Raw genomic sequence first — 20975 nt, forward strand, 5'->3', positions numbered from 1 at the left:
TTTTAATATTAAGTTAATATAGGCCATATGAGAAAAATTTTAGGAGGAACGACATGAAGTTAGATAAATTAGGTGTTGGAATAATTGGAGCAAGTCCGAATGGCGGTTGGGGTAGCATGGGACACATCCCTGCGTTACAAGCGTTACCAAACTTTGAAGTTACAGCAGTTAGCACCACTCGTCAAGAGAGTGCAAATGAAACATCTAAACGTTTTGGGATTCCTCATGCATTTACTGATCCTTATGAACTTGCCATTCATCCAGATGTCGATATTGTTACCATCACAGTCAGGGTTCCTGAGCATGACAAGCTGGTACGGACTGCCTTGAAAGCTGGGAAGCATGTATACTGTGAATTTCCTCTCGGCCGTACAACAAAAGAAGCAGCTGATCTTCTGCAAATAGCTGAAGAAAAAGGGGTTCGACATATCATAGGGCTTCAGGCCAGGGCAAATCCCGCTGTAAATTATATTAAGGATCTCATTTCTAGTGGTTATGTAGGTAAGGTTTTATCGGTGAATGTAAGCTATTCACTGCCTCCCTTTCCGACTGCCAGTGGTACGATTGATCAAGCACATCTTTACATTCTCGATAAAGTAAATGGAGCAAACCAGTTGACTATTTCGAATGGTCATCTTCTTGATGGAATGACATATATGTTGGGACAATTCTCTGAGGTTTCAGCGATAGTAGGGACACAATTTAAAAACGTGAGAGTTATTGAAACTGGAGAGATCATTCAAGCCACTTCACCGGACTATGTGCTGGTAAATGGAATCTTGGAAAATGGCGCTGTCGTATCAAGTCATGTACGTAATACCAATGTTGCAAGGCTCACCTTGGAAATCAATGGTACAGAAGGTGATCTTGTGATGGTTTCCAAGGATAAGATGATGTTTCAAATGGACTCGTTTATTTTAAAAGGTGCTCAAGGACAAAGTAAAGATCTCGAAGTATTGACGATTCCTTCTCAATATTACTGGGTACCTTCCGAGTTGAACTACGGGCCTTCTTACAATGTTGCACAACTTTATACAAAATTTTACAAAAATTTACGTGAAAACACCCATGACACCCCTGACTTTAACACGGCGGTTAACATGCATCATTTATTCGATACCATAGAGAAAGCCGCCGAAACAGGCATTCGTCAAAAAGTTTGAATTTGTGGAGAAGTGGATTTTTGAAGTATTACAACCTAGTTTAATTCAAATCATCACCTTGCCAGCAATGGATTGAGAGGTACCCTTTTTAATTGTTCTAGTACTTTAATAACCACGCCATATTCTACACCTCTTTGACATAAAGGTTTTTTATAATAGAAAAACATGAACCATACAATTGATTATGTAATAAAAAGCGAATGTGAAACTTGTAATGCTACGTACTTTCATTGTGATAGATCATTAGGGAGGAATTAACTTGTCTGCAATTGAAAAAATGTTTTCTAGTTATACTTTTCCATCTGGTGTTGAGGTTAAAAATAGAGTAATAATGGCACCAATGACTAATTTCGGTTCGCATGATGATGGGACGGTTTCAGAAAAAGAACTTTCTTACTATAGAAAACGTGCTGGTGGAGTGGGAACAGTGATTACAGCTTGTGCCTTTGTGACACCTTCCGGAAAAGGATTTCAAGGTGAGTTTGGAGCTCATGATGACTCAATGATTGATAGTTTAAAAAGTTTAGCATCAACAATTAAAGGTGAAGGAGCTAAAGCCATTTTACAAATTTTCCATGGCGGACGTATGTGCCCTCCTGAGCTCGTTCCAAATGGTGAAATTGTAAGTGCCAGTGCCGTGCCAGCAGAGAGAGAAGGTGCACAGACTCCTCGTGAATTAATGGAAGATGAAATCGAATCCATTATTCAAGACTTCGGCCACGCAGCTAGACGTGCAGTTGAAGCCGGATTTGATGGTGTAGAACTTCATGGTGCAAACACATTCTTAATCCAACAATTCTTTTCCCCTCATTCAAATAGACGTTCGGATAAATGGGGAGGCACGTTGGAAAATAGACTACGCTTCCCACTAGCTGTCATTGAGGAAGTAAAAAAGGCCGTGAACAAGGCAACAAATGCGCCATTTATTATTGGTTATCGACTATCTCCAGAGGAAAGAGAAAACCCTGGCATTACAATGGAGGATACTCTTACTTTAGTAGATGTTCTTACAAATCAAGAATTAGACTATATTCACCTTTCATTAGGTGAGTTCTTCCAAAGCTCTATGCGGGATAAGGAATCTACTACTCCTATCATTGAGATGATCAGGGAAAAAGTGAATGGACGCACACCGATTATCGGAGTAGGCTCCATTTATGCAGCTGAAGATGCAAAAAAAGCTTTCTCATCTGGCATACCCCTAATTGCTCTAGGACATGAGCTTATCATTGATCCACAATGGGTACAAAAGATGGAAAGTGGTCGCGAAAATGATATCGAGACAGAATTGGATCCAACTGCTCAAGAACAGCTAGTTGTTCCAGATAGTTTATGGAATGCTATTATAAATTCTCCAGGTTGGTTTCCAATTAAAAAGCAGTAATGACAGAATCAGAGGCTGACTCGAGCAAAAGGGCAGACCTCTCAAACAACTGAATAAATCCCTTACCATATTAACAACAGAATATGAGTGGGTCTAGAGAAACCTTTTTTTCATGGTTTTTGAATAACTGAAATTCGCTGTTTTTACGTTCCCAAAATTTTAGAAAAGGAGATGACGTATGTCAACAAAAAAAGAAAATAACAATGAAGCATTTTCCATTAAAACCATCATAGGACCACTACTAGCTGTCATTGTTGGTATGATAATGGTAATTCTTGATAGTACGGCGATGAATGTTGCGCTTCCTGGAATAGTGAAAGATTTTAAGTCTGATGTTTCGACCATGCAATGGTCCATAACAGGGTATACGCTTGCATTAGCAGCTGTCATTCCTTTAGCTGGGTGGATGACGGACCGATTTGGGGCAAAAAAGATATTTTTAATTACAATCGTCTTGTTTACGCTTGGTTCCGTTCTATGTTCTGTTGCACAAAACCCTGAACAGCTAATCATCTATCGGGTTATTCAAGGGCTGGGCGGAGGAATGGTTGCTCCAATAGGAATGGCCATGATTTTCCGACTTGCTCCTCCGGATAAAATTGGGGCCGTAATGGGAACACTTGGGGTTCCGATGCTATTAGCACCTGCACTAGGGCCTGTTTTAGCAGGATATCTTGTAGAATACGTTACTTGGCACTGGATTTTCCTTATTAATTTGCCAATCGGTATTATTGCACTATTGGTTGGAATGAAATTTTTGCCGAACGTTGAACGTAAGACCGTTCCATCACTTGATTTTTTAGGAATCATATTAGCACCTATCGCATTCGCAATGCTAGCCTATGGAGTGAGTGAAGGGGGAAAAAGCTGGACTTCAACGGAAACTCTTACCGGATTAATTGTAGGTGGAGTTGCTCTTATTCTATTCATTATCGTTGAACTTCGTCAAAAGCAGCCTTTATTAGAGCTGAGAGTTTTTGGTTCATCTGACTTTAGAAAAGGGATTGTGATTGCATGGATTTCCCAAATCGCATTATTTGGGGTTATGATTATTGTCCCGTTATTTTTACAAACAGTAAGAGGTTACGGTGCATTAGATACTGGTTTAATTCTACTCCCACAAGCACTAGCATCAGGTGTTATGATGCCAATCGGAGGGCGTTTATATGATAAAATTGGTGCTCGTCCTTTAGCTATAACAGGTTTGTCTATTATTACTGCAGCGCTAGTTATGCTTTCACGAATTTCTATGGATACATCTACTGGATTTATCATTACATGTTTAGTGATGATGGGAGCAGGAATGGGTCTATCCATGATGGCAATTAATACCCATGTTCTTCAATCCGCCCCAAAACATCTTGTAAATCGCGTCACACCATTAACAACTGCGGCCCAACAAGTAATGGTTTCATTTGCGGTAGCAGGTATGACTGGGTTCCTAACGTCAAGAATTACTGATCATATGACAGAAACAGCTAACCCAATTGAAGCATCCGTTGCTGCCTATGGTGACACATTCCTTCTAGCTGCAGGGATTGCATTAGCTGGGGCACTTCTAGGAACAATCCTTAGTAGACCAAAACAACAGCCGGAACTTGCGCCCGATGATGAAACAAAAGACGCGAATACCGCAATGATGGCAGGGCATTAAAAAGAAAATGGATGATCTTTTCTCGATAACGGGAAAAGGTCATTTTTCATTTATATCTAAAATTTTTGTACATTGTAGAATTGAACCACAAAGAGCTATTTTTATAGCTCTTTCGCAATTTTTTATATTCAGCAAACGGGCGCTTTTCTTTAATAAGAGGGCGTCTTTTTGTATTGCCTCCACAGATTTAAGAGATTAGAGCTTGTTAAGGTAAAGAAAAGATTGTGAAGATTTCTACTAAACTATAGTACGGTGCAAGAGTTAAACAATGAGCGGCTGCGGCTGCGGCTGCTAGTTTTCATTATTGAGCTAAACTCGCCCGTTAGAATGTGTTGTATATAGCCCGTGTTCAACAAAAGGACACCATCCTTGAATAAAAGGATAGCGCTTATTTTCATTTGGACCAGATTATAGCACCAAAGATCCCATATTTAATAATTTGATTTATGATCGCCAATAAATAATTGATACATATAAAGTGCAAAAGATAATCCCGTAATTGTGTAAAAAACTTGGATTGATGTAAACCTTTCTAATTATGGATGGGTGAGTGTCAGAATAATATCTTTACACCCGAGCAACTTGCAGGGATAGGAGAAAAATTCTGGACTTCCTTTATATCGAAATGAAGAGAGAAATTTAAAATCAATACTTGAGGAAGCCTACCAACTAAAAATAAATTGAAACGCTAAATCCAATAAAAAAATGTCCTTACAATAGGTAATTGTAAAGACATTTTTTTAAAAATAAAGGAGTATTAATGCATTGATATCTTGTGAAATATTACACTTAAAGTTAACGGGGGCAAGAGTTTAAGATCGGATCTGTCATTTTTAGCCACCCATGTTCTTCAACATCTGAGGTTAACGGAAAATTTACATTTCCTTGTTAAATTGATTGGAATCCTTATGAAAAATGGCTACTTATATATTATTGCTATCATCACGATTATTGGAATCTGAATCGATATCTGCTTCAGCCCCCTCCACCATCTGGTTACCAATAATTCCGCCTGAAACACCGCCTATAACAGTACCAATTAGTCCGAATTGAGAACCTATCATAGCACCCGCAACGGCATCAGTAATAGTTCCTGCTGCTTCACTAAAGTCACTGGTACCTTGATTAGCATTACTACTAGCTTGATTGTTGCCACTTTCTTCTACATTTCCACCAAAGTTATTGCGTTCGTTACTCTGATTCATCTGCTCACTCCTCGTTTATTTATAGGGAATATGCTAAAAGTGAACGCACACCATCCCAAACATATACTACCCAGCTGAAGTAGTTTTACTCACCTAATATAGGGGAGCACCTTTAAGAAAGCCGATAATTATTGTCCAAATTATGTTAATAAAAGTTAGACATGTTTGCGATCAAAAAGAGGAAATCTTGTATGGTCAACTTTTGGACAAAATAGCTTAGTAGTAATAACATTTCTAGCATGTCAAAAAAAACAAATGGCTACCATATCATCTTATTATTTTCGTAATGTTGTTAATAGGCTGTACAAATAAAGCTCCGAATAAGTATTTATTTAAATCAACTTACCAGAGTAGATGTGGAAGTAGTTAAGGCAGATGAAAGCTATGAAGGAGCTTTCATGATTAAGGATGAAGAAACCGTAGATGTATTTAGAAAAGCATTTAACCAAGTTAAGCGGGAACCAAATGTAGAACCAAAAATGGCAAGAAAAGAAGATGTACAACTCTATTTTTCAAGTACGATGTAAATATGCCTGAAAGATTATTTGAGTACCAAATTTGGTTCAATCAAAGTAATGATACGGCAACAATTATTAGTAACAATATTAAAGAAGATTATGGAATTTTAGATAGAGAGAATGCACAGACATTAGAAAAAATCTTACTCAAAAAATAATGTCTGTTATCGTAAACTAGAAAGAAAAACAATATTCTTTTCATTTGGTAATCACCTCACATTTATGGGAACCAGAAGATGTGGAATATGAATGCCGTTCGTTAAGATCTTATATTAGCCAGAAATCAAATGGGAATGTAAATGCTGATGATCTTCTAACTTTCTGTATATAGGAATAATTTTATTTAATCCTAGTCCAAATTCCCCTTTTTTCATTGGATAATTTTAGTAATATTTCCTCTGTTTTATATTTCATAAACCGAATATAATTGGAATCACTATTTGACCCCCTATTAAATAGATTAGTACTGTCTAGACTCCCAAGGATTTCGGGAGTCTCCTTTTTAATAAAATTTTTCTTAATCAAAAGAAAGTTTGAGAAATACTGTACCTAAACGAACGCTATTCTAAGGTGTTATTACCATATCCATATTTAGATGCACGAAATAATTGAAAAATGCAGCAGGGCTTACCCGGCTACATCTAAATCCATCTTATTTAACAAATAACAGCTTCCATCTTCCGCGAACCATAAAAATTCTCCAAATTTAATATTGAACTATAACCCGATTAAAGGACACTAAATAAAAAGTGCCCCTTAATCGGGTTTTTCTATGTCCCATAATGAGGGGAAATCGCCATCATTATTGGTCGAGAGGGAAGAAGAATCTCGGAGGGTGATGCTTTTCAATATGTGGCCGGCTATTCCTGCTATAATGACGGTTCTATCCGTGACTGGCAAATCCATACGAAGCAGTGGGGGCCAGGTAGAAACTTTAACGGAACAGGCCCGTTTGGTCCATGGATGGTAACAAGCGATGAAATTGATGTGACGAAACAGCCTCTCAAGCTTGTGACGAGATTGAATGGTGAGGTCGTCCAAGAGACTAATACAGATTATCTCATTTTCTCGATACCACAGATTATCAATTATGTATCCACGTTTACCACCTTGCTTCCTGGTGATGTGATTGTTACAGGAACTCCTGCAGGGATTGGGGCTGCTAGAAAGCCTCAATTATTTATGAAAGAGGGAGATGTGGTAGAGGTTGAAGTGTCGCAAATCGGGGTACTAAGAAATACGATCTGCGCAGAATAAAACACTAGTTTGATAGACCAAATGAAATGGAGGAGATATATTGGAAAAGTTAATTATTACGGTAGCCCCAACTGGTTCTCAAACAACTCGGAAACACACTCCCTATGTTCCGCTGACAACAGAAGAAATTGCAGATTCTATATATGAATCATGGAAAGCGGGAGCTGCTATAGGACATGTACATGTAAAGGATATTATGGGCGAAAATACGTTGGATTTGAATGTCTATCAAGAGGTTCTCAATCGGGTGCGAGAAAAGTGTGATATCATTTTAAACTTAACTACTGCAGGAGGAATCCAAGCAACGGAAGTGGAAAGACTTCGGGTATGTGAATTAAACCCAGAAATGGTTTCTTTTGATGCTGGCTCCATAAATTTAGGTTCAGGGGTGTTTCTTAATACTCCGAGCTTTTTAGAAAAACTGGCGACGGAAACAAAAAATCGAAATATAAAACCTGAAATTGAAGTGTTTGACGAAGGAATGATTTATAACGCCTTGCGTCTTGCAAAAAAAGGACTTATGAAAGGTCCCTTACATTTCCAATTTGTGCTCGGCACAGAAGGTGGTGCGCCCGCAACGCCAAAAAAATTAATTCAGTTGGTAGAATGCCTTCCAGAAGGATCCACATGGTCAGCTATTGGGGCGAGCAGGCACCAATTACCTATAAATACTATGAGTATATTATTAGGTGGGCATGTTAGGGTAGGAATGGAGGATAGTGTCTATTATCGTAGAGGAGAGCTGGCAACATCAAATGCCCAATTTGTTAAACGGATAAGTGATCTGGCAAAAACGTTAGGAAGAGAAGTTGCAACACCTGATGAAGCTAGGAAAATCTTACAATTATCATCTAAAAAAGATAAGGTCTATGAATATAAAATGTAGGAAGCTGCGTTCAAAAGATAAAATTCCTTTAGGTCGATTCTTCCTTAATTGATAGAGTTTTGAATTTCATAGAAGCAGGTGTTTTAATGGAAACTGTTTTTACTATTGAAGTTATGCCCGATGATCTAGATTTACTGAATCATGTAAACAACGGTGTTTATGTTTCATATTTAGAGCATGCACGTATGAACTGGTTCGATCAAATGGGAATAGACATAAAAGGGATGGTTTCAAAAAAACTTGGAATAATGGTGCGTAGATTAGAAATTAACTACATTAAAGAAGCAATACTTGGTGATAAACTGCAAATAAAAACAAAACCAGCCAGGCTTGGTCATACAAGTTTTACATTTGAACAAAAAATTTCCAATGACCAAGGAGACCTCATTACAGAAGCGACTGCTGTTATTGTGATGATTGATTTAAATGAAAGAAGGAGTATTACAGTTATTGATGAAATAGGCCAATATTTTATCGCGGCACCGACCGCAACTAGTTAAAATAGAGATTTTTAGGGTCAGTCCCCCGGTGCGTTAAAGCTTTACTTAACGAGGGGACTGACCCCATTTCTGGAGAGACCTACAAACTTGATTATCGTAGCTTATTATCCTAAATATTTATGGTACAGCGCTTTTGCTTCAAAAATATCTTTTGTTCCATGTATTAAAACTCTGCCGTCTTTAAAAATCACTAAGCGATGGGACGCTATACTAAAAGATAAAAGATATGGATTTCGCTGTATGGCTCCCCCTTGATTAACAAGAACTTTTTCTAGTGCCGCCAAATCACGGTCTGTTTGACGGGAAGGGCGAATTTGAACGGAATCTCTTCCACATAGTACAGCTGTTTTCGTTTGATTTTCATACGATAAATAGGGATAAGAGCGATGTTCCCCGCAAGAGGGGCAATGCTCATTTTTTAATTTGTCGACTTTTATTGCACTATATTGGTTTTTCCATAAATCAAAGGAAACTAATTTATGACGTAATGAATGGAAATCACCGACCAAGATTTTTAAAGCTTCACTAGATTGATAGGAAACGACCATATTTACCGCCGGGCTTATTATTCCTGCTGTATCACAGGTTAACCCCCCTAAAGGGACAGTGTCTAATAAACATGAGAAACATGGTGTTGCTGGGGGAATAAACGTGTATGATATCCCGTAGCTTCCAACACAAGCGCCATAAATCCAAGGAACACGATACTTTTGCGACACATCATTAATGATCATTCTTGTTTCGAAATTATCAGTAGCATCGATGATAAGATCAACATCTTTAGCCCAACCCTCTAGTTCCATAACCGAGGCATCCGCAACAATTGCCTCAATGAGTACAGATGAGTTTATCGTTGATAACCGTTTCTTGGCGGCAATCACTTTTGGAAGACGCCGTTTGGCATCTTCCTCTGAATACAACTGCTGCCGCTGAAGATTGGACCATTCCACATAATCACGATCAACGATGGTTAATTTACCGATTCCTGCACGAACAAGTGCTTCCGCATTTCCTGAGCCAAGTGCCCCCGCCCCAATGATGAGAGCATGTTTAGATGCAATTTTTTGCTGCCCGTCTTTTCCTATAGGTAAAAATAACTCTTGGCGTGAGTACCGATTGATCACCCGATACTCATCCCTTCCTTTGGACTGCTTGCTGTTGCATATCGTTTTTTCTCCATCCGCCCAGCTTCAAATCCTAAAAGTCCAGCTTCAATTGCTAAACTCATTGCTTTTGCCATTTTTACTGGGTCTTTTGCTGCAGATACAGCAGTATTTAATAAGACGCCATCTGCACCTAATTCCATCGCGAAAGCTGCATCAGCAGGGGAGCCAATACCAGCATCAACAATAACTGGTACTGTTGCTTGCTCAATAATAAAACGAAGGTTAACTGGATTAATGATACCTTGGCCGGACCCAATAGGTGAAGCTCCAGGCATAACAGCGTGACAACCAGCCTCCTGAAGTTTCCTCGCTAGTACTACATCATCCGATGTATAGGGAAGAACAATAAATCCTTCCTTCACTAGTTCTTCAGTTGCCTTAAGAGTTTCAACTGGGTCGGGTAGCAGTGTTTTATCACAGCCAATTACCTCGACTTTGATCATATCGCACAATCCTGAAGCTTTAGCTAATTTAGCGATACGCACCGCCTCTGCAGCTGTTTTTGCCCCTGCTGTATTCGGAAGCAGAGTATATTTAGTGGTATCAAGTTGTTCTAAGAAATTGGGCTGACTTGGTTCAAAAATATTCATACGTCTAACGGCAAACGTTAAGATTTCTGCCTCGGAAATTTCTACAGCAGCTTTTTGAATTTCATAGCTTGGATACTTTCCGGTTCCAAGCAATAAACGAGATTGAAAGGATAATGAGCCAATTTTTAACATATTAACCGCCTCCTACAAAATGAACGATTTCGATTCGATCTTTATCTGCTAATCTAGTACTTTGGTGCTCTACACGGGTTAAAATTTCTCCGTTTATTTCAACGACAACGACTTTTTCTTGGATTTCATAATGTGTTAGTAAATCTGCAACAGTTACAATCTCTTCGGCCAATTGTATGGATTCCCCGTTTAATAATACTTTCATTTTGTCCCCCTAATATGTCATTTCTTTATGTCTATCAATCCGAAAAGAAGTGAGCAGTGAATCATCTGCTAGTCTTCCTTCCATCAAATCGGCAACAAGCTTACCTGTTATTGGACTTAATAAAATCCCATTACGAAAATGGCCAGCTGCAATAAATAACCCCTTCCATTCCGGATGTTCACCAATGTATGGGTTCCCGTCCCCAGTTTGTGGTCGAATGCCGCACCAAACACGCTCCCATGATAAGTTCTTAATTTTAGGAACAAGGTGAAGCGCTCTTTCTAGCAATGTTGCAATCCCACCAGGTGTCACGTTTTTATCAAATGTATTTTCCACCATCGTCGCCCCAATATAAATTTCACCATTTCGTTTCGGGACTATATAACAACGTTTATCAGAAAATAAAGTGGTGTTAATGATTGGTGCTTCAGTTCTAACTGAAAAACATTCACCTTTAACGGGAAACACATTTATATTTAGAGCCGTCTCTTTCATTAACTGTGATGCCCATGCTCCGGTAGCAACAACCACCTGGTCACAATGGATGACTCCTCTAGTGGTCTTAACACCTTTAACTTTGTCCTTATCGTAAAGAAAAGAGAGCACTTCCGTTTTTTCATGAATTTCTGCCCCGAAACATAAAGCAGCTTTAGCGAAAGCTTGTGATAATTTTTTTGGCTGGACATGACCATCGTTTGGGAGGTACATTCCTCCTGCAACAATAGGGGACAGGGATGGTTCCATTTCTCTAATTTCACTGTCATCGAGCCATTGTATGGATGGATCCCAATTTTTTTGAAACTCAACCTGCTTTTTAACTTCCACTGCTATTTCTTCAGTTTCGGCAATTTTTAACATGCCTTTATTAATGAACTCAATATCGATCCCGGTATATTCAAGTAATTCATAAGAAAGGGAGGAAAACATTGCCTGACTTTTTAAGGCGAGTTGGAAGAGGGGGCCGTCCTTTTCAAGTTCAGCCTGTGCTGCAAGCATTCCTGCAGCCGCACTAGATGCCTCACAAGCCAATTGATTTTTCTCAAGAATGATGACTTTTCTCCCCCTTTTTGCAAGTTGATAGGCAATAGAGGAACCGTTAATGCCTCCGCCGATAATCGCAACATCAAAGGACTTTTTCACTTTTTCCACCTCCTATTTTTAATGCATTTGCGTAAGCTTTTACCGCGGTTAAGGGATCACGGGTATCTAAAACTCCTGACATCACAGCAATCCCTTTTGCTCCTGCGTCAAGAACCTTTCTAGTATTCTCCGGTGTGATACCACCAATCGCAATGACAGGGATATCTAGTGTGGTAACCCTTTTTAATTCTTCAAGCCCTCTCGGAGGTGTACCAGGTTTCGATTTAGAATCAAAAATGTGGCCAAACAGCACGTAATCAGCACCATCCAGTATGGCTTTTTTTCCTTCCTCAAAGGAGTGGATAGAACACCCAATTCTAAGTTGAGGAAAGTGATCCTTTACAACGGAAGCACCTAAACTATGAAAGGCTAACTGAACACCTACTGCCCTTGTTACGAGAGCCACATCAATCCGATCATTAATCATAATTTTAGACAATGGGATGTTTGCATACATTAATAGTTGAACTACTTCAAAAAGCTCCTTTGCTGTTTTTTGTTTTTCCCGTAAGTGAATCACAGACACAAAGGGATGAATGTTTATTAAAATCTCCCTTAATTGCTCGATTGACATTTTACCATTTGATATAATATGTAACTCTTTAATACTATTAATTTAATTTCACCCCTCAACGATAGGATTCCGCTTTTATTGCCCCTTTGGAAAACAAAAAACCACTTTCTCAAATAAGAAAGTGGTTGATCATTTGAATATGAAAATACCTTGGATTCAAATATCGTGATTCCCACTTCCCTACGCTGGTATAACCCAGATCAGGTTCATAGAGTCCCGAAGTAGTACTTCAATCTCAGCCCTTTAAAAAGGCACCTCTAGCGGTTTACATCATGATTAAGTTGTAATATTTACCTGTTGCATTTACAATATTAACATTTTAATTAAAAAAGTCAAATAATTTTATCAATTCGGACTTTAGACGAAAAAAAGACAGACATTAGAAAATATTTTACTCGAATAATATGACCTGTTTTAGCTAACATTGTTGCTTTAATTGATATACTCGTAAAAAATGAATATCTTAGTGGCCTAAAAGGGTCTAATCTTAGTGAACTTTATAAAAGTTTAAAGGGGATGGACCGTGTAAAGTTACGAAAAAATAAATACGCTTCCATTGATGATGTTGAATTATTTGCACACACCGATCCAATGCTAGGGGAACACCGAGTTGGATAGTAAAAAATAAAAAATGTAAAATCGGTATGGGTTTTGGACAATTTTACGCTGCGCTTCAATTAGAAAATCACAATGTTTATTCTTTCAATTGGAGTTTTTTAGGAAGAAAGTGTTTTTTTATACTTAACTAAATATAAAAATAAGGGAAAACGTCAATAAATCGTTTTCCCTTATTTTTATTCAACTATTTAGTTCAACATACACTATTGACACTATACTTCATTTGTTATATGGTTAATTACATAAGTAACTAACCAATGTGGTGGTGAAGATATGAAACAGTTAATTGACGACGGTCGGCCCATATTTTTACAAATATCGGAACGTATTGAGGATGACATTATTGAAGGTGGGTTGCCGGAGGAATCACAGGTTCCATCGACAAACCAATTTGCTGCATTTTACAAAATTAATCCTGCAACTGCAGCGAAAGGTGTCAATTTATTGGTGGATGAAGGTATTTTATATAAAAAGCGGGGGATTGGGATGTTTGTTGCAGAGGGAGCACGTGAAAAGGTCATTAACAAACGGAAAGAACAGTTTTTTGAAGAGTATGTAACCACAATGATTCATGAAGCAAAGAAGTTAGGGATTACGGTTGTTCAGTTGACAGATATGGTTCGTAGAGGGGATGAAGAGCAATGAAAAAAGTAGTCGAGGTTAATCAACTTGATAAGTCCTACGGGGAGTTTAAGGCGATTGAAGATATTAATTTTATGATTGAGGAAAATAAAATTTACGGTTTACTTGGAAGAAATGGTGCAGGTAAAACAACATTAATGAAATTGATAACTGCTCAAGAGTTTCCTACTGGTGGTGAATTAAAGGTTTTTGGTGCAAATCCTGAAGAAAACAGGAGCGTATTAAGTCGAATTTGTTTTATAAAAGAAAGTCAAAAGTATCCGGATAATTTCAGTGTTCATGATATTTTGAAAGTGTCAAAATCACTTTTTCCAAATTGGGACGAAGAATTTGCATACTCCTTGATTAAAGGTTTCAATCTCCCTTTAAAAAGAAAGCCAAAGAAACTATCAAGGGGAATGCACTCTGCAGTTGGGGTTGTTATCGGCCTGGCTAGCAGAGCACCGCTAACGATTTTTGATGAACCCTATTTAGGACTTGATGCAGTTTCAAGAAGTTTATTTTATGACAAGTTGATGAAGGATTACTCAGAGCATCCGCGTACTGTCATCTTGTCGACCCATTTGATTGATGAGGTAAGTAATTTACTTGAACATATTTTAGTCATTGACAAAGGTCGATTAATCATTAATGATGAAGCGGAAAATTTACGAGGTATCGCATATACGGTAACCGGGCAAGCGGCAAGAGTAGAAGCATTTGTGAAAAACAAGGAAGTTATCGACCGGGAGCCTTTTGGTGGATTGCTCTCTGCTACAGTCATTCAAAATAAGAACAGTTTGGATCAAAATCAAGCAGCTACTAGTGGAATTGAAATTTCGCCATTGTCCTTACAGCAATTGGTCGTCCATTTGACGAAAGAAAAATCTACTCGTGAAGGAGCGGTTGCCCAGTGAATATTCAAGGTGTGTTAAAAATGTACTCTAGAGATAAATGGGCGTGGTTTTTAATACCAAATATCATTCTCTTTTCAGTGTTCCTTTTAAATTTTATCGTCAGTCTAATTATTTCAAGTGATGAGAAAATTTATACCGGAGGGGTCTCATACATCTTTTTCTATATGCTGGTCATGGGGATCATGGTTGTGGTGCAAACATTTCCTTATGCAATCGGAATGTCAATTAGAAGAACGGATTATTTTCTTGGTACTGTCGTTATGGCTGTCGCTGTAAATATATTGTTTGGAATCATGTTAGTCGTCCTTTCGGTCATTGAAAATGCAACAAATGGGTGGGGTGGCCGGGTCCATTTCTTTCACTTTCCCTATTTGAATGATGGGTCACTTTTGGAACAATTGACGATGTATGTTATCTTGTTAATAAATTTATTTTTTATCGGAATACTAATATCCAGCACGGCTCGTCGCTTTGGTGCAAAAGGCCTCATTATTGTGATAATTTCTGTATTATTAATCTCAAGCGTTGTTGCACTGTTTGTGACTTATTATGGTATTTGGTTGGATATTTTTCAATGGTTTGCCAGTTATACTGCTGTTCAAATTGCTTATTGGCTCATCCTTCCTACTTTATTATATATGTTGCTTTCATTTGTGCTATTGAGAAGAGCAACTGTCTAATTGTTTGCTTAAGAATGAAGAACCAACACTTTAGTTACCGCCACCTCGGTTCGACCCCGACCACGGTATCTTTAGATCAAATCGGCTTTATTTTAAAGATAATAAAACACTCTAAAATGTTGTAAAGTCAACGTTTGTGAGTGTTTTTTGTTTTGTAGGAAAAGCTTATTACTTATCTTCTTAAGTATTTATAGTTTTCAACCTTAACAAACATAGGACTTTATTTGGAGGGGTGGGTATGATAGGCTTGGCAGCCTTCTGGCTTTAATGGAAAAAGAGTTAAAGGTAAAAAGAAGTTGGCAAATTTAGTTGGTGGAACAGGAGCCATTACCGTTTATTAGATAGATCATCTTATTAATGACACCCTTCTTGAACTTAAGAGTGCTTTAGTATAAAAATGGGTGATGCAGCAGCTCTTTTCGTGTTCCTCTAACGGAGCAATATTTTTAAATTAGAGATGAATCTTAATCATTATCTGAAACGTTTATTATCAAAATGGTATATTAAACAAGGAGGGGTTTAGTGAGTAAACCTTTTTGGATTCCGTTAATTGCATCATTTGGAACGATGATTTTACTTTATTTAATAGGATTTATAGCTGATTTAGATTTTCTAGTATTTAGAATTTCAATCTCATTTTCAGAGATTGCTCTACTACCAATCGCTGTTGGGATATTAGTGGGTTTTATTAGTGAATTTATAATTAAAATGAAAGCCCGATATTAAGATTACTAAAGTCTTATTTTAACAGTGATGCTTCGTTAATAAACTGGGACGCTTTTTCAATAAAGGAGTAGGCTTATTGAACAAATTTGCCAAAGTTATAAAATGGTTGATTTGGAGGCGAATGATTATGAGCAATGAAAAATCTCCAAAATTAAAAAAATGGAGAGCGAATTATGCTGCGACAGTCACTGCGTTGGCATGTTTGTATAGCGTAGTTGTAAGTTGGGGTGATAATTGGTTTCTAACAGTTATTTTGGCATTAGGAGTTTTAGTTTGCGGCACGATAGGTATTTTTGATATAAAGCGAACCTTAAATGAAAATACAAAGGGGAATTAGACATGATTGGTTTTCTTAATCTTGGCAGTCTCGTGCTTGGACTAATGGCTTGGATTCTTCCAGTTGTTAATCTCATGCGATATAAAAGAATGACCATAAGAATTGGCTCACTTATTCCATGATGAGTCTCTGTGTTTGTGCTATTTCGTTATCAAAGTGCAACGTAAAACCCTAGCTTTAGACATGGGGATATAAGCTGTATTTTGTTATTTTTTTAGGAAAAATATGTGCTCGCACTATACATTCTATGAAACTATTTGATATAATTGAATTGCAAATAGAACATTTGTTCCTTTTGGAGGAGGTGAACGAAATGTATAGTGCCTATAAAATACAAATACATCCGGACAATGATTTGTTTGAATACTGTGATACTCTATGTTTTAAGGCTAAAAATTTGTACAACATTACCAACTACTATATCAGACAGGTATACACAGCCATGAAAAAGGAAACGAGAAATGAAAATCAACTTCAGGTTCTAATGGATATTGAAACACATTTACCTAAAATGAATAAGATTCGCAAGAATAGTTATGAAAAAGCGAAGGAGAAACCTAAGAAGGTGGACAAAAGTGGCAAAATAATGAATCCAGAGTTGAAGCTATTTGAAATTCCCCATCTTGAGAAATCATTTATTGGATATGGCTTTGTAGAAGCCTTATTTAAAGTGATGAAACAAGTAGATTACACTTCTATGCCCTCTCAGTCCAATCAACAAACGATGAAAAAAGTATATGACGATTGGAAAAGTTTCTTCGAAGCCTCAAAGAAATATAAAATGAATCCTGCAAGTTTTTCCGGTAAACCAAAAATTCCAAAGTACAAGCCAAAGAATGGACGTACCACGTGTTATTTAACCAATCAAATTACCAAGATTACAGATGGAAATATTCTAAAATTACCAGGAACCCCTCTTCCATTAAAATTGGGAAAGGTGGCTCAATTCGAAGGAAAACTTCAGCAGGTTCGAATTGTCCCCTCCTATGGCCGCTATGTGGTAGAAGTCATTTTTAAAGGTAAACAAGACAAGGAAATCGAACGATCTGAAAAGCAATTTAATGAATTTGTATTTGAGCCGAAACGAGTAATGGGTATTGATTTAGGAGTGGATAACCTAGCAACTATCGTCGATAATACGGGGCTTAAGCCTCTGCTTATCAAGGGCACAAGGTTAAAATCAATCAATCAATACTACAATAAGTTAAGAGCGAAATACACGAGTATCATTCGAAATGGCAAAGGTCCAAAAGAAGGGATATTTACCACTAAACGCTTGATTTCGTTGGATCGAAAAAGAAACAATCGAGTCATGGATTTTTTGCATAAGGCTAGTGCTAAAGTGGTAGAAATTGCTCTAGAAAGAAACATTGATACCATCATCATTGGAAGGAACGTTGGCTGGAAATTGGAGGTTGATATGCAAAAGGCAAATAAACAAACCTTCATTCAAATTCCGTATACGACTTTCATTGAAATGATTCGATACAAAGCCGAGCGAAAAGGTGTTCAAGTCATTGATAGGGAAGAAAGCTATACTTCCAAGTCCAGTTTCTTGAATCAAGACCCCATTCCGACATTTGGAGTAGAACACCAAACTATTTTTAGTGGGTATCGCTATTCTAGAGCTTTTTATAAAATTAAGGGCTCAAAGGTTTTAATCCATGCAGATGTAAATGGCGCCTTTAATATCGTACGAAAACATGTAAAGAATGCCTTTGATGGACTCGAAAGGCAAAAGATCCTTCAAGCTCCACAGAAAATCATCATCATGAAAAATAGACATGCAAAGCTGAAGGCTTCGGCCTGATGTAGTAGCGGGACATGTGGTAGCCCGAGTAAAGACAATGGTGCTTTTAAAGACTATTCTTTCGAAACCCCTTGCTTTAGCTATGGGGATACTCATCTACTATATTCGACATAAAGGCGACTTTTTCCTTGGAACAACTTATATTGTTTCAAGTTTTACCTACTTTCCGCTAAAAAAATCTGATTACAGGTACTATAACAGGAATGGGGGTTCCTTTTTTATTAGCTTTTTTTATAAGTACCTTCTACCAATCTAATCATATCACGCCCTGATATCTTTTCTGTTTCATGATAACCTTCTCCATCACGCAAACTCAAGTACCAGCTGCTTTCGTTATCTTCATTTAACCTATATAACTTATTGGTAAAAACATTTGTATAAAAATCTCCATTTCTTAGCCTCATACAATCCCCCTCTCTAATGTACTTAAACTGTATTATGCCCAAAATCCTGAATATACAGGGGTAAGAAGTAAAAATCAGGCGGTAGGAACAGAACATGGATAGTTGGGTAAAGTAAGAAGTGCCGGAAACGGAAATTTTCCTTAATACTAACGGTCAGATTTATTAAGTACGTAGGACTTAAATTCTGTGTTAGAGTTTTTTTATTAGAAATTTTAGATAGGGGGGACAATACAATTTAAATGAAAAAAATTCAGCTTGTTTCAAAAAGGGACAATACAAGATGAGTGAAGCAATCAATTTACATAGAAGTGCGATAAACATATTGATGTAGAGAGCTGTCTGCCGTTATCAATGATAAACCACCATAAAGGTTGATTACATCAATATTTATGGGTGGTTATGTTTATACTAGCTGTATCCCGATGTCCGATTTTCCTATTTATTAGCCTCGATGGTTTCGATAAATTTTTCAATTGTGGGTGTTAAGTAAGTATCGGCTCTTCTGATAAAGACCGTTTTTATCTTACTATATTGCTCTGGAACTTTGTGAAATTGAATGAGTCCTTCTTTTTCCATTTGTTTCACTTCTGACTTGGGAACGAATGCAACACCAAGTCCCATAGCAGTACTCCGCAAGATGGTTTCTAAGGTACCGAATTCCATTATTTTTTTGGGGGTAATGTTTTGATCTTTATACCATTCCGCAAGACGTGCTCGGTATCCACAACCTTTGCTAAAACATAAAATAGGTTCTTCTTTTACTTCTTCTATAGTAGAAACATGAGTATCAGAAATTAATACGAGTTCCTCTTGAAAGACTTCGTGAGACAAAAGATCGGGATGTATATCCATTTCTGTAATGAAAGCACCATCCAACTTATGATGTAAAACATCCGCCACTAATGTTTCGGTAACCCCTGTAAATACAGACAAATCGACATCTTTATATTTTTTAATATAGCTAGACAAAATTTTGGGTAAATGAATGACGGTTTCTACTGTTCCAATTTCTAATTTTCCAGACGGTTCTTTATTTGTTTGAACGGCATTTTTCATTTCTTCTGTTAATAATAGTATTTTTTTACTATAGGTTAATAGTTTTTTTCCCTCAGGTGTTAAGCTCATCCCTCGTCGATGGCGGTTAAACAACGGAGTATTCATTTCAGCTTCTAACTTACGAATTCTTGATGTAATATTTGATTGCACGTAATTAAGCTCATTTGCTGCTGCTGTAAGGGTTCCTTTCTCGGCAACCAACTGAAAAATCTCTAAGTCTTTAAACTCCACTGTTAATCCCTCCATTAATAATTCCCTATTCATATGATATCACAAAAAATGATGGTAAATCATCATTATTTATGATTTTACAAGATGTCAAAAAAGATAGATAATCAATTTGCTAATAATTCAGAAAGGTAGATGGGGGAAATTGAGAAATAATGTAGTATGGGGAGCTTTTTTATGTTTTATTGCTGCAGTTTCATGGGGAGCAATGTTTCCTGTCGCACATGCGGCATTTAAACATATTGATCCTTTTTATTTTACTATCATTCGTTATGGTGCTGTTACCATCCTTTTGGTAGCAATCCTTTTCTGGAAAGAAGGAAAACAAGCTTTTCGATTTGAAGGAAAAGGTCTGAAATTATGGGTCTTGGGCACTATGGCATTCACGGTCTATAATTTATTTATCTTCTGGGGAGAAGATTTAATGGGTGAGTCAGGGGTAATGGTTGCATCCATCATGGAGTCGTTAATGCCAATGATTTCCATTGTAATTGTGTGGATGTTTTTTAATAAACGCCCTCATTCCTTCACATTTATTTGTGTACTCGTGTCATTAATTGGTGCGATGTTCGTCATTACAAAGGGTGATATTCAAGCATTTCTAGGTGCGACGGATGCTGTCATTCCTTCCATTCTCATCTTTATAGCAGTTATTGGATGGGTTATTTATACAATGGGGGGTAGAGAGTTTAGCAGTTGGTCCGTTTTGCGGTATTCAACGTTAAGCTGTCTACTTGGTACGGTAACGGCGGTTGTAATTGTAGCAGTAGCAACTCTGTTTGGATATGTTTCTATCCCAACAGAAGAAGAGATGATCGCAACAAGTCCGCATTTACTGTTTATGATTGTATTTCCTGGCCTCATTGCACTGCTCGGTTGGAACATCGGGGTTAGTATTTTATCCCCAATAAATGCACTTTTATTCATTAACTTTGTTCCCGTTACCACACTCTCAGTTTCGATTTATCAAGGCAATGTTGTAACGATGTTTGATATTCTTGGCACTGTCTTGATCATTCTTTCACTTTTGGCTAATAATATTTTTGTAAGGTTGCAAAAGAAGGGATACAAGCAGCTTGTTCAAACAAACTTGCATCAACGGGCATCCTAACGGTAATAGTTCAAAACCATATTATCGTTTCTATTAATACTAACTTCGTACTTTAATGGTGCGGAGTTTTTTCATGTCACGATAAAGAAAGAG

General features: G+C 37.5%; 22 protein-coding genes and 1 riboswitch. Of the genes, 14 read left to right on the top strand and 8 right to left on the bottom strand.

What is annotated here, in order from left to right; genetic code table 11:
• Positions 1-53: 53 nt before the first annotated feature.
• The 3 genes from J2Y03_RS03935 (at position 54) to J2Y03_RS03945 (ending at position 4201) form a co-directional block, all read left to right on the top strand.
• Positions 54-1163, top strand: coding sequence for a Gfo/Idh/MocA family protein (locus tag J2Y03_RS03935; protein WP_310190846.1), 1110 nt, complete (start codon positions 54-56; stop codon positions 1161-1163).
• 277 nt (positions 1164-1440) lie between these two features.
• Positions 1441-2547, top strand: a complete 1107-nt coding sequence (locus tag J2Y03_RS03940; protein WP_310191366.1) for an NADH-dependent flavin oxidoreductase — start codon at positions 1441-1443, stop codon at positions 2545-2547.
• Between the two features lie 178 nt (positions 2548-2725).
• Positions 2726-4201: a DHA2 family efflux MFS transporter permease subunit gene (locus J2Y03_RS03945; RefSeq protein WP_310190849.1), complete on the top strand. Its 1476-nt coding sequence runs from the start codon at positions 2726-2728 to the stop codon at positions 4199-4201.
• 923 nt (positions 4202-5124) lie between these two features.
• Here the strand turns inward: J2Y03_RS03945 and J2Y03_RS03950 are convergent.
• Positions 5125-5406, bottom strand: coding sequence for a hypothetical protein (locus J2Y03_RS03950; RefSeq protein ID WP_310190852.1), 282 nt, complete (start codon positions 5404-5406; stop codon positions 5125-5127).
• A gap of 356 nt (positions 5407-5762) precedes the next feature.
• On the opposite strand from J2Y03_RS03950, the gene J2Y03_RS03955 reads away from it, so the two are divergent.
• From J2Y03_RS03955 to J2Y03_RS03970, 4 genes are all read left to right on the top strand, one after another.
• Positions 5763-5933 (top strand): hypothetical protein, encoded by a 171-nt coding sequence (locus J2Y03_RS03955; protein WP_310190855.1) that lies wholly within the window; start codon positions 5763-5765, stop codon positions 5931-5933.
• A 789-nt stretch (positions 5934-6722) separates the two neighbouring features.
• Complete coding sequence (locus tag J2Y03_RS03960; protein ID WP_310191368.1) at positions 6723-7181, top strand: fumarylacetoacetate hydrolase family protein; 459 nt, start codon at positions 6723-6725, stop codon at positions 7179-7181.
• A 40-nt stretch (positions 7182-7221) separates the two neighbouring features.
• Entirely contained in the window at positions 7222-8067 is an 846-nt protein-coding gene (locus tag J2Y03_RS03965) for a beta-keto acid cleavage family enzyme (RefSeq protein ID WP_310190857.1), read from the top strand.
• Positions 8068-8126: 59 nt separating this feature from the next.
• The gene (locus tag J2Y03_RS03970) at positions 8127-8567 is read left to right on the top strand and encodes an acyl-CoA thioesterase (protein ID WP_310190858.1); all 441 of its coding nucleotides are present in this window, start codon (positions 8127-8129) and stop codon (positions 8565-8567) included.
• A 104-nt stretch (positions 8568-8671) separates the two neighbouring features.
• Here J2Y03_RS03970 and J2Y03_RS03975 read toward each other — a convergent pair whose 3' ends face one another.
• From J2Y03_RS03975 to tenI, 5 genes are read right to left on the bottom strand one after another with little or no spacing between them, the layout of a single operon-like run.
• Positions 8672-9691 (bottom strand): thiazole biosynthesis adenylyltransferase ThiF, encoded by a 1020-nt coding sequence (locus tag J2Y03_RS03975; protein ID WP_310190861.1) that lies wholly within the window; start codon positions 9689-9691, stop codon positions 8672-8674.
• Positions 9688-10455, bottom strand: a complete 768-nt coding sequence (locus J2Y03_RS03980) for a thiazole synthase (protein WP_310190864.1) — start codon at positions 10453-10455, stop codon at positions 9688-9690. The genes J2Y03_RS03975 and J2Y03_RS03980 overlap by 4 nt, the downstream gene beginning before the upstream one ends.
• Position 10456: 1 nt before the next feature.
• Positions 10457-10660 carry a sulfur carrier protein ThiS gene (thiS, locus tag J2Y03_RS03985; protein WP_132096900.1) on the bottom strand — a complete coding sequence of 68 codons (204 nt, stop codon included), beginning with the start codon at positions 10658-10660 and terminating at the stop codon, positions 10457-10459.
• 9 nt (positions 10661-10669) lie between these two features.
• Complete coding sequence (gene thiO, locus J2Y03_RS03990; protein WP_310190867.1) at positions 10670-11800, bottom strand: glycine oxidase ThiO; 1131 nt, start codon at positions 11798-11800, stop codon at positions 10670-10672.
• On the bottom strand, positions 11784-12416 hold the full coding sequence (tenI, locus tag J2Y03_RS03995; RefSeq protein ID WP_310191371.1) for a thiazole tautomerase TenI: 633 nt from the start codon (positions 12414-12416) through the stop codon (positions 11784-11786). Before tenI ends, thiO begins: the two co-directional genes overlap by 17 nt.
• 118 nt (positions 12417-12534) lie before the next feature.
• Positions 12535-12643: riboswitch (TPP riboswitch) on the bottom strand.
• A gap of 622 nt (positions 12644-13265) precedes the next feature.
• On the opposite strand from tenI, the gene J2Y03_RS04000 reads away from it, so the two are divergent.
• The 6 genes from J2Y03_RS04000 (at position 13266) to J2Y03_RS04025 (ending at position 18083) form a co-directional block, all read left to right on the top strand.
• The gene (locus tag J2Y03_RS04000) at positions 13266-13637 is read left to right on the top strand and encodes a GntR family transcriptional regulator (protein ID WP_310190869.1); all 372 of its coding nucleotides are present in this window, start codon (positions 13266-13268) and stop codon (positions 13635-13637) included.
• The gene (locus J2Y03_RS04005; RefSeq protein WP_310190872.1) at positions 13634-14530 is read left to right on the top strand and encodes an ABC transporter ATP-binding protein; all 897 of its coding nucleotides are present in this window, start codon (positions 13634-13636) and stop codon (positions 14528-14530) included. Before J2Y03_RS04000 ends, J2Y03_RS04005 begins: the two co-directional genes overlap by 4 nt.
• Positions 14527-15210: a hypothetical protein gene (locus tag J2Y03_RS04010; RefSeq protein ID WP_310190874.1), complete on the top strand. Its 684-nt coding sequence runs from the start codon at positions 14527-14529 to the stop codon at positions 15208-15210. Before J2Y03_RS04005 ends, J2Y03_RS04010 begins: the two co-directional genes overlap by 4 nt.
• 522 nt (positions 15211-15732) lie before the next feature.
• Positions 15733-15936: an ATPase gene (locus J2Y03_RS04015; protein WP_310190875.1), complete on the top strand. Its 204-nt coding sequence runs from the start codon at positions 15733-15735 to the stop codon at positions 15934-15936.
• Positions 15937-16063: 127 nt separating this feature from the next.
• Complete coding sequence (locus J2Y03_RS04020) at positions 16064-16273, top strand: hypothetical protein (RefSeq protein ID WP_310190877.1); 210 nt, start codon at positions 16064-16066, stop codon at positions 16271-16273.
• Between the two features lie 313 nt (positions 16274-16586).
• The gene (locus tag J2Y03_RS04025) at positions 16587-18083 is read left to right on the top strand and encodes an RNA-guided endonuclease InsQ/TnpB family protein (RefSeq protein ID WP_310190879.1); all 1497 of its coding nucleotides are present in this window, start codon (positions 16587-16589) and stop codon (positions 18081-18083) included.
• Between the two features lie 221 nt (positions 18084-18304).
• Here J2Y03_RS04025 and J2Y03_RS04030 read toward each other — a convergent pair whose 3' ends face one another.
• Positions 18305-18487, bottom strand: coding sequence for a hypothetical protein (locus J2Y03_RS04030; RefSeq protein WP_310190881.1), 183 nt, complete (start codon positions 18485-18487; stop codon positions 18305-18307).
• Positions 18488-18922: 435 nt separating this feature from the next.
• Positions 18923-19774, bottom strand: coding sequence for a LysR family transcriptional regulator (locus J2Y03_RS04035; RefSeq protein ID WP_310190882.1), 852 nt, complete (start codon positions 19772-19774; stop codon positions 18923-18925).
• A gap of 142 nt (positions 19775-19916) precedes the next feature.
• Between J2Y03_RS04035 and J2Y03_RS04040 the strand changes: the two genes are divergently transcribed.
• Positions 19917-20882, top strand: coding sequence for a DMT family transporter (locus tag J2Y03_RS04040; protein WP_310190884.1), 966 nt, complete (start codon positions 19917-19919; stop codon positions 20880-20882).
• Positions 20883-20975: the final 93 nt, after the last annotated feature.

It is taken from the genome of Neobacillus niacini, from assembly GCF_031457145.1.
In the GTDB taxonomy this organism is placed as follows: Bacteria; Bacillota; Bacilli; order Bacillales; family Cytobacillaceae; genus Neobacillus; species Neobacillus niacini_J.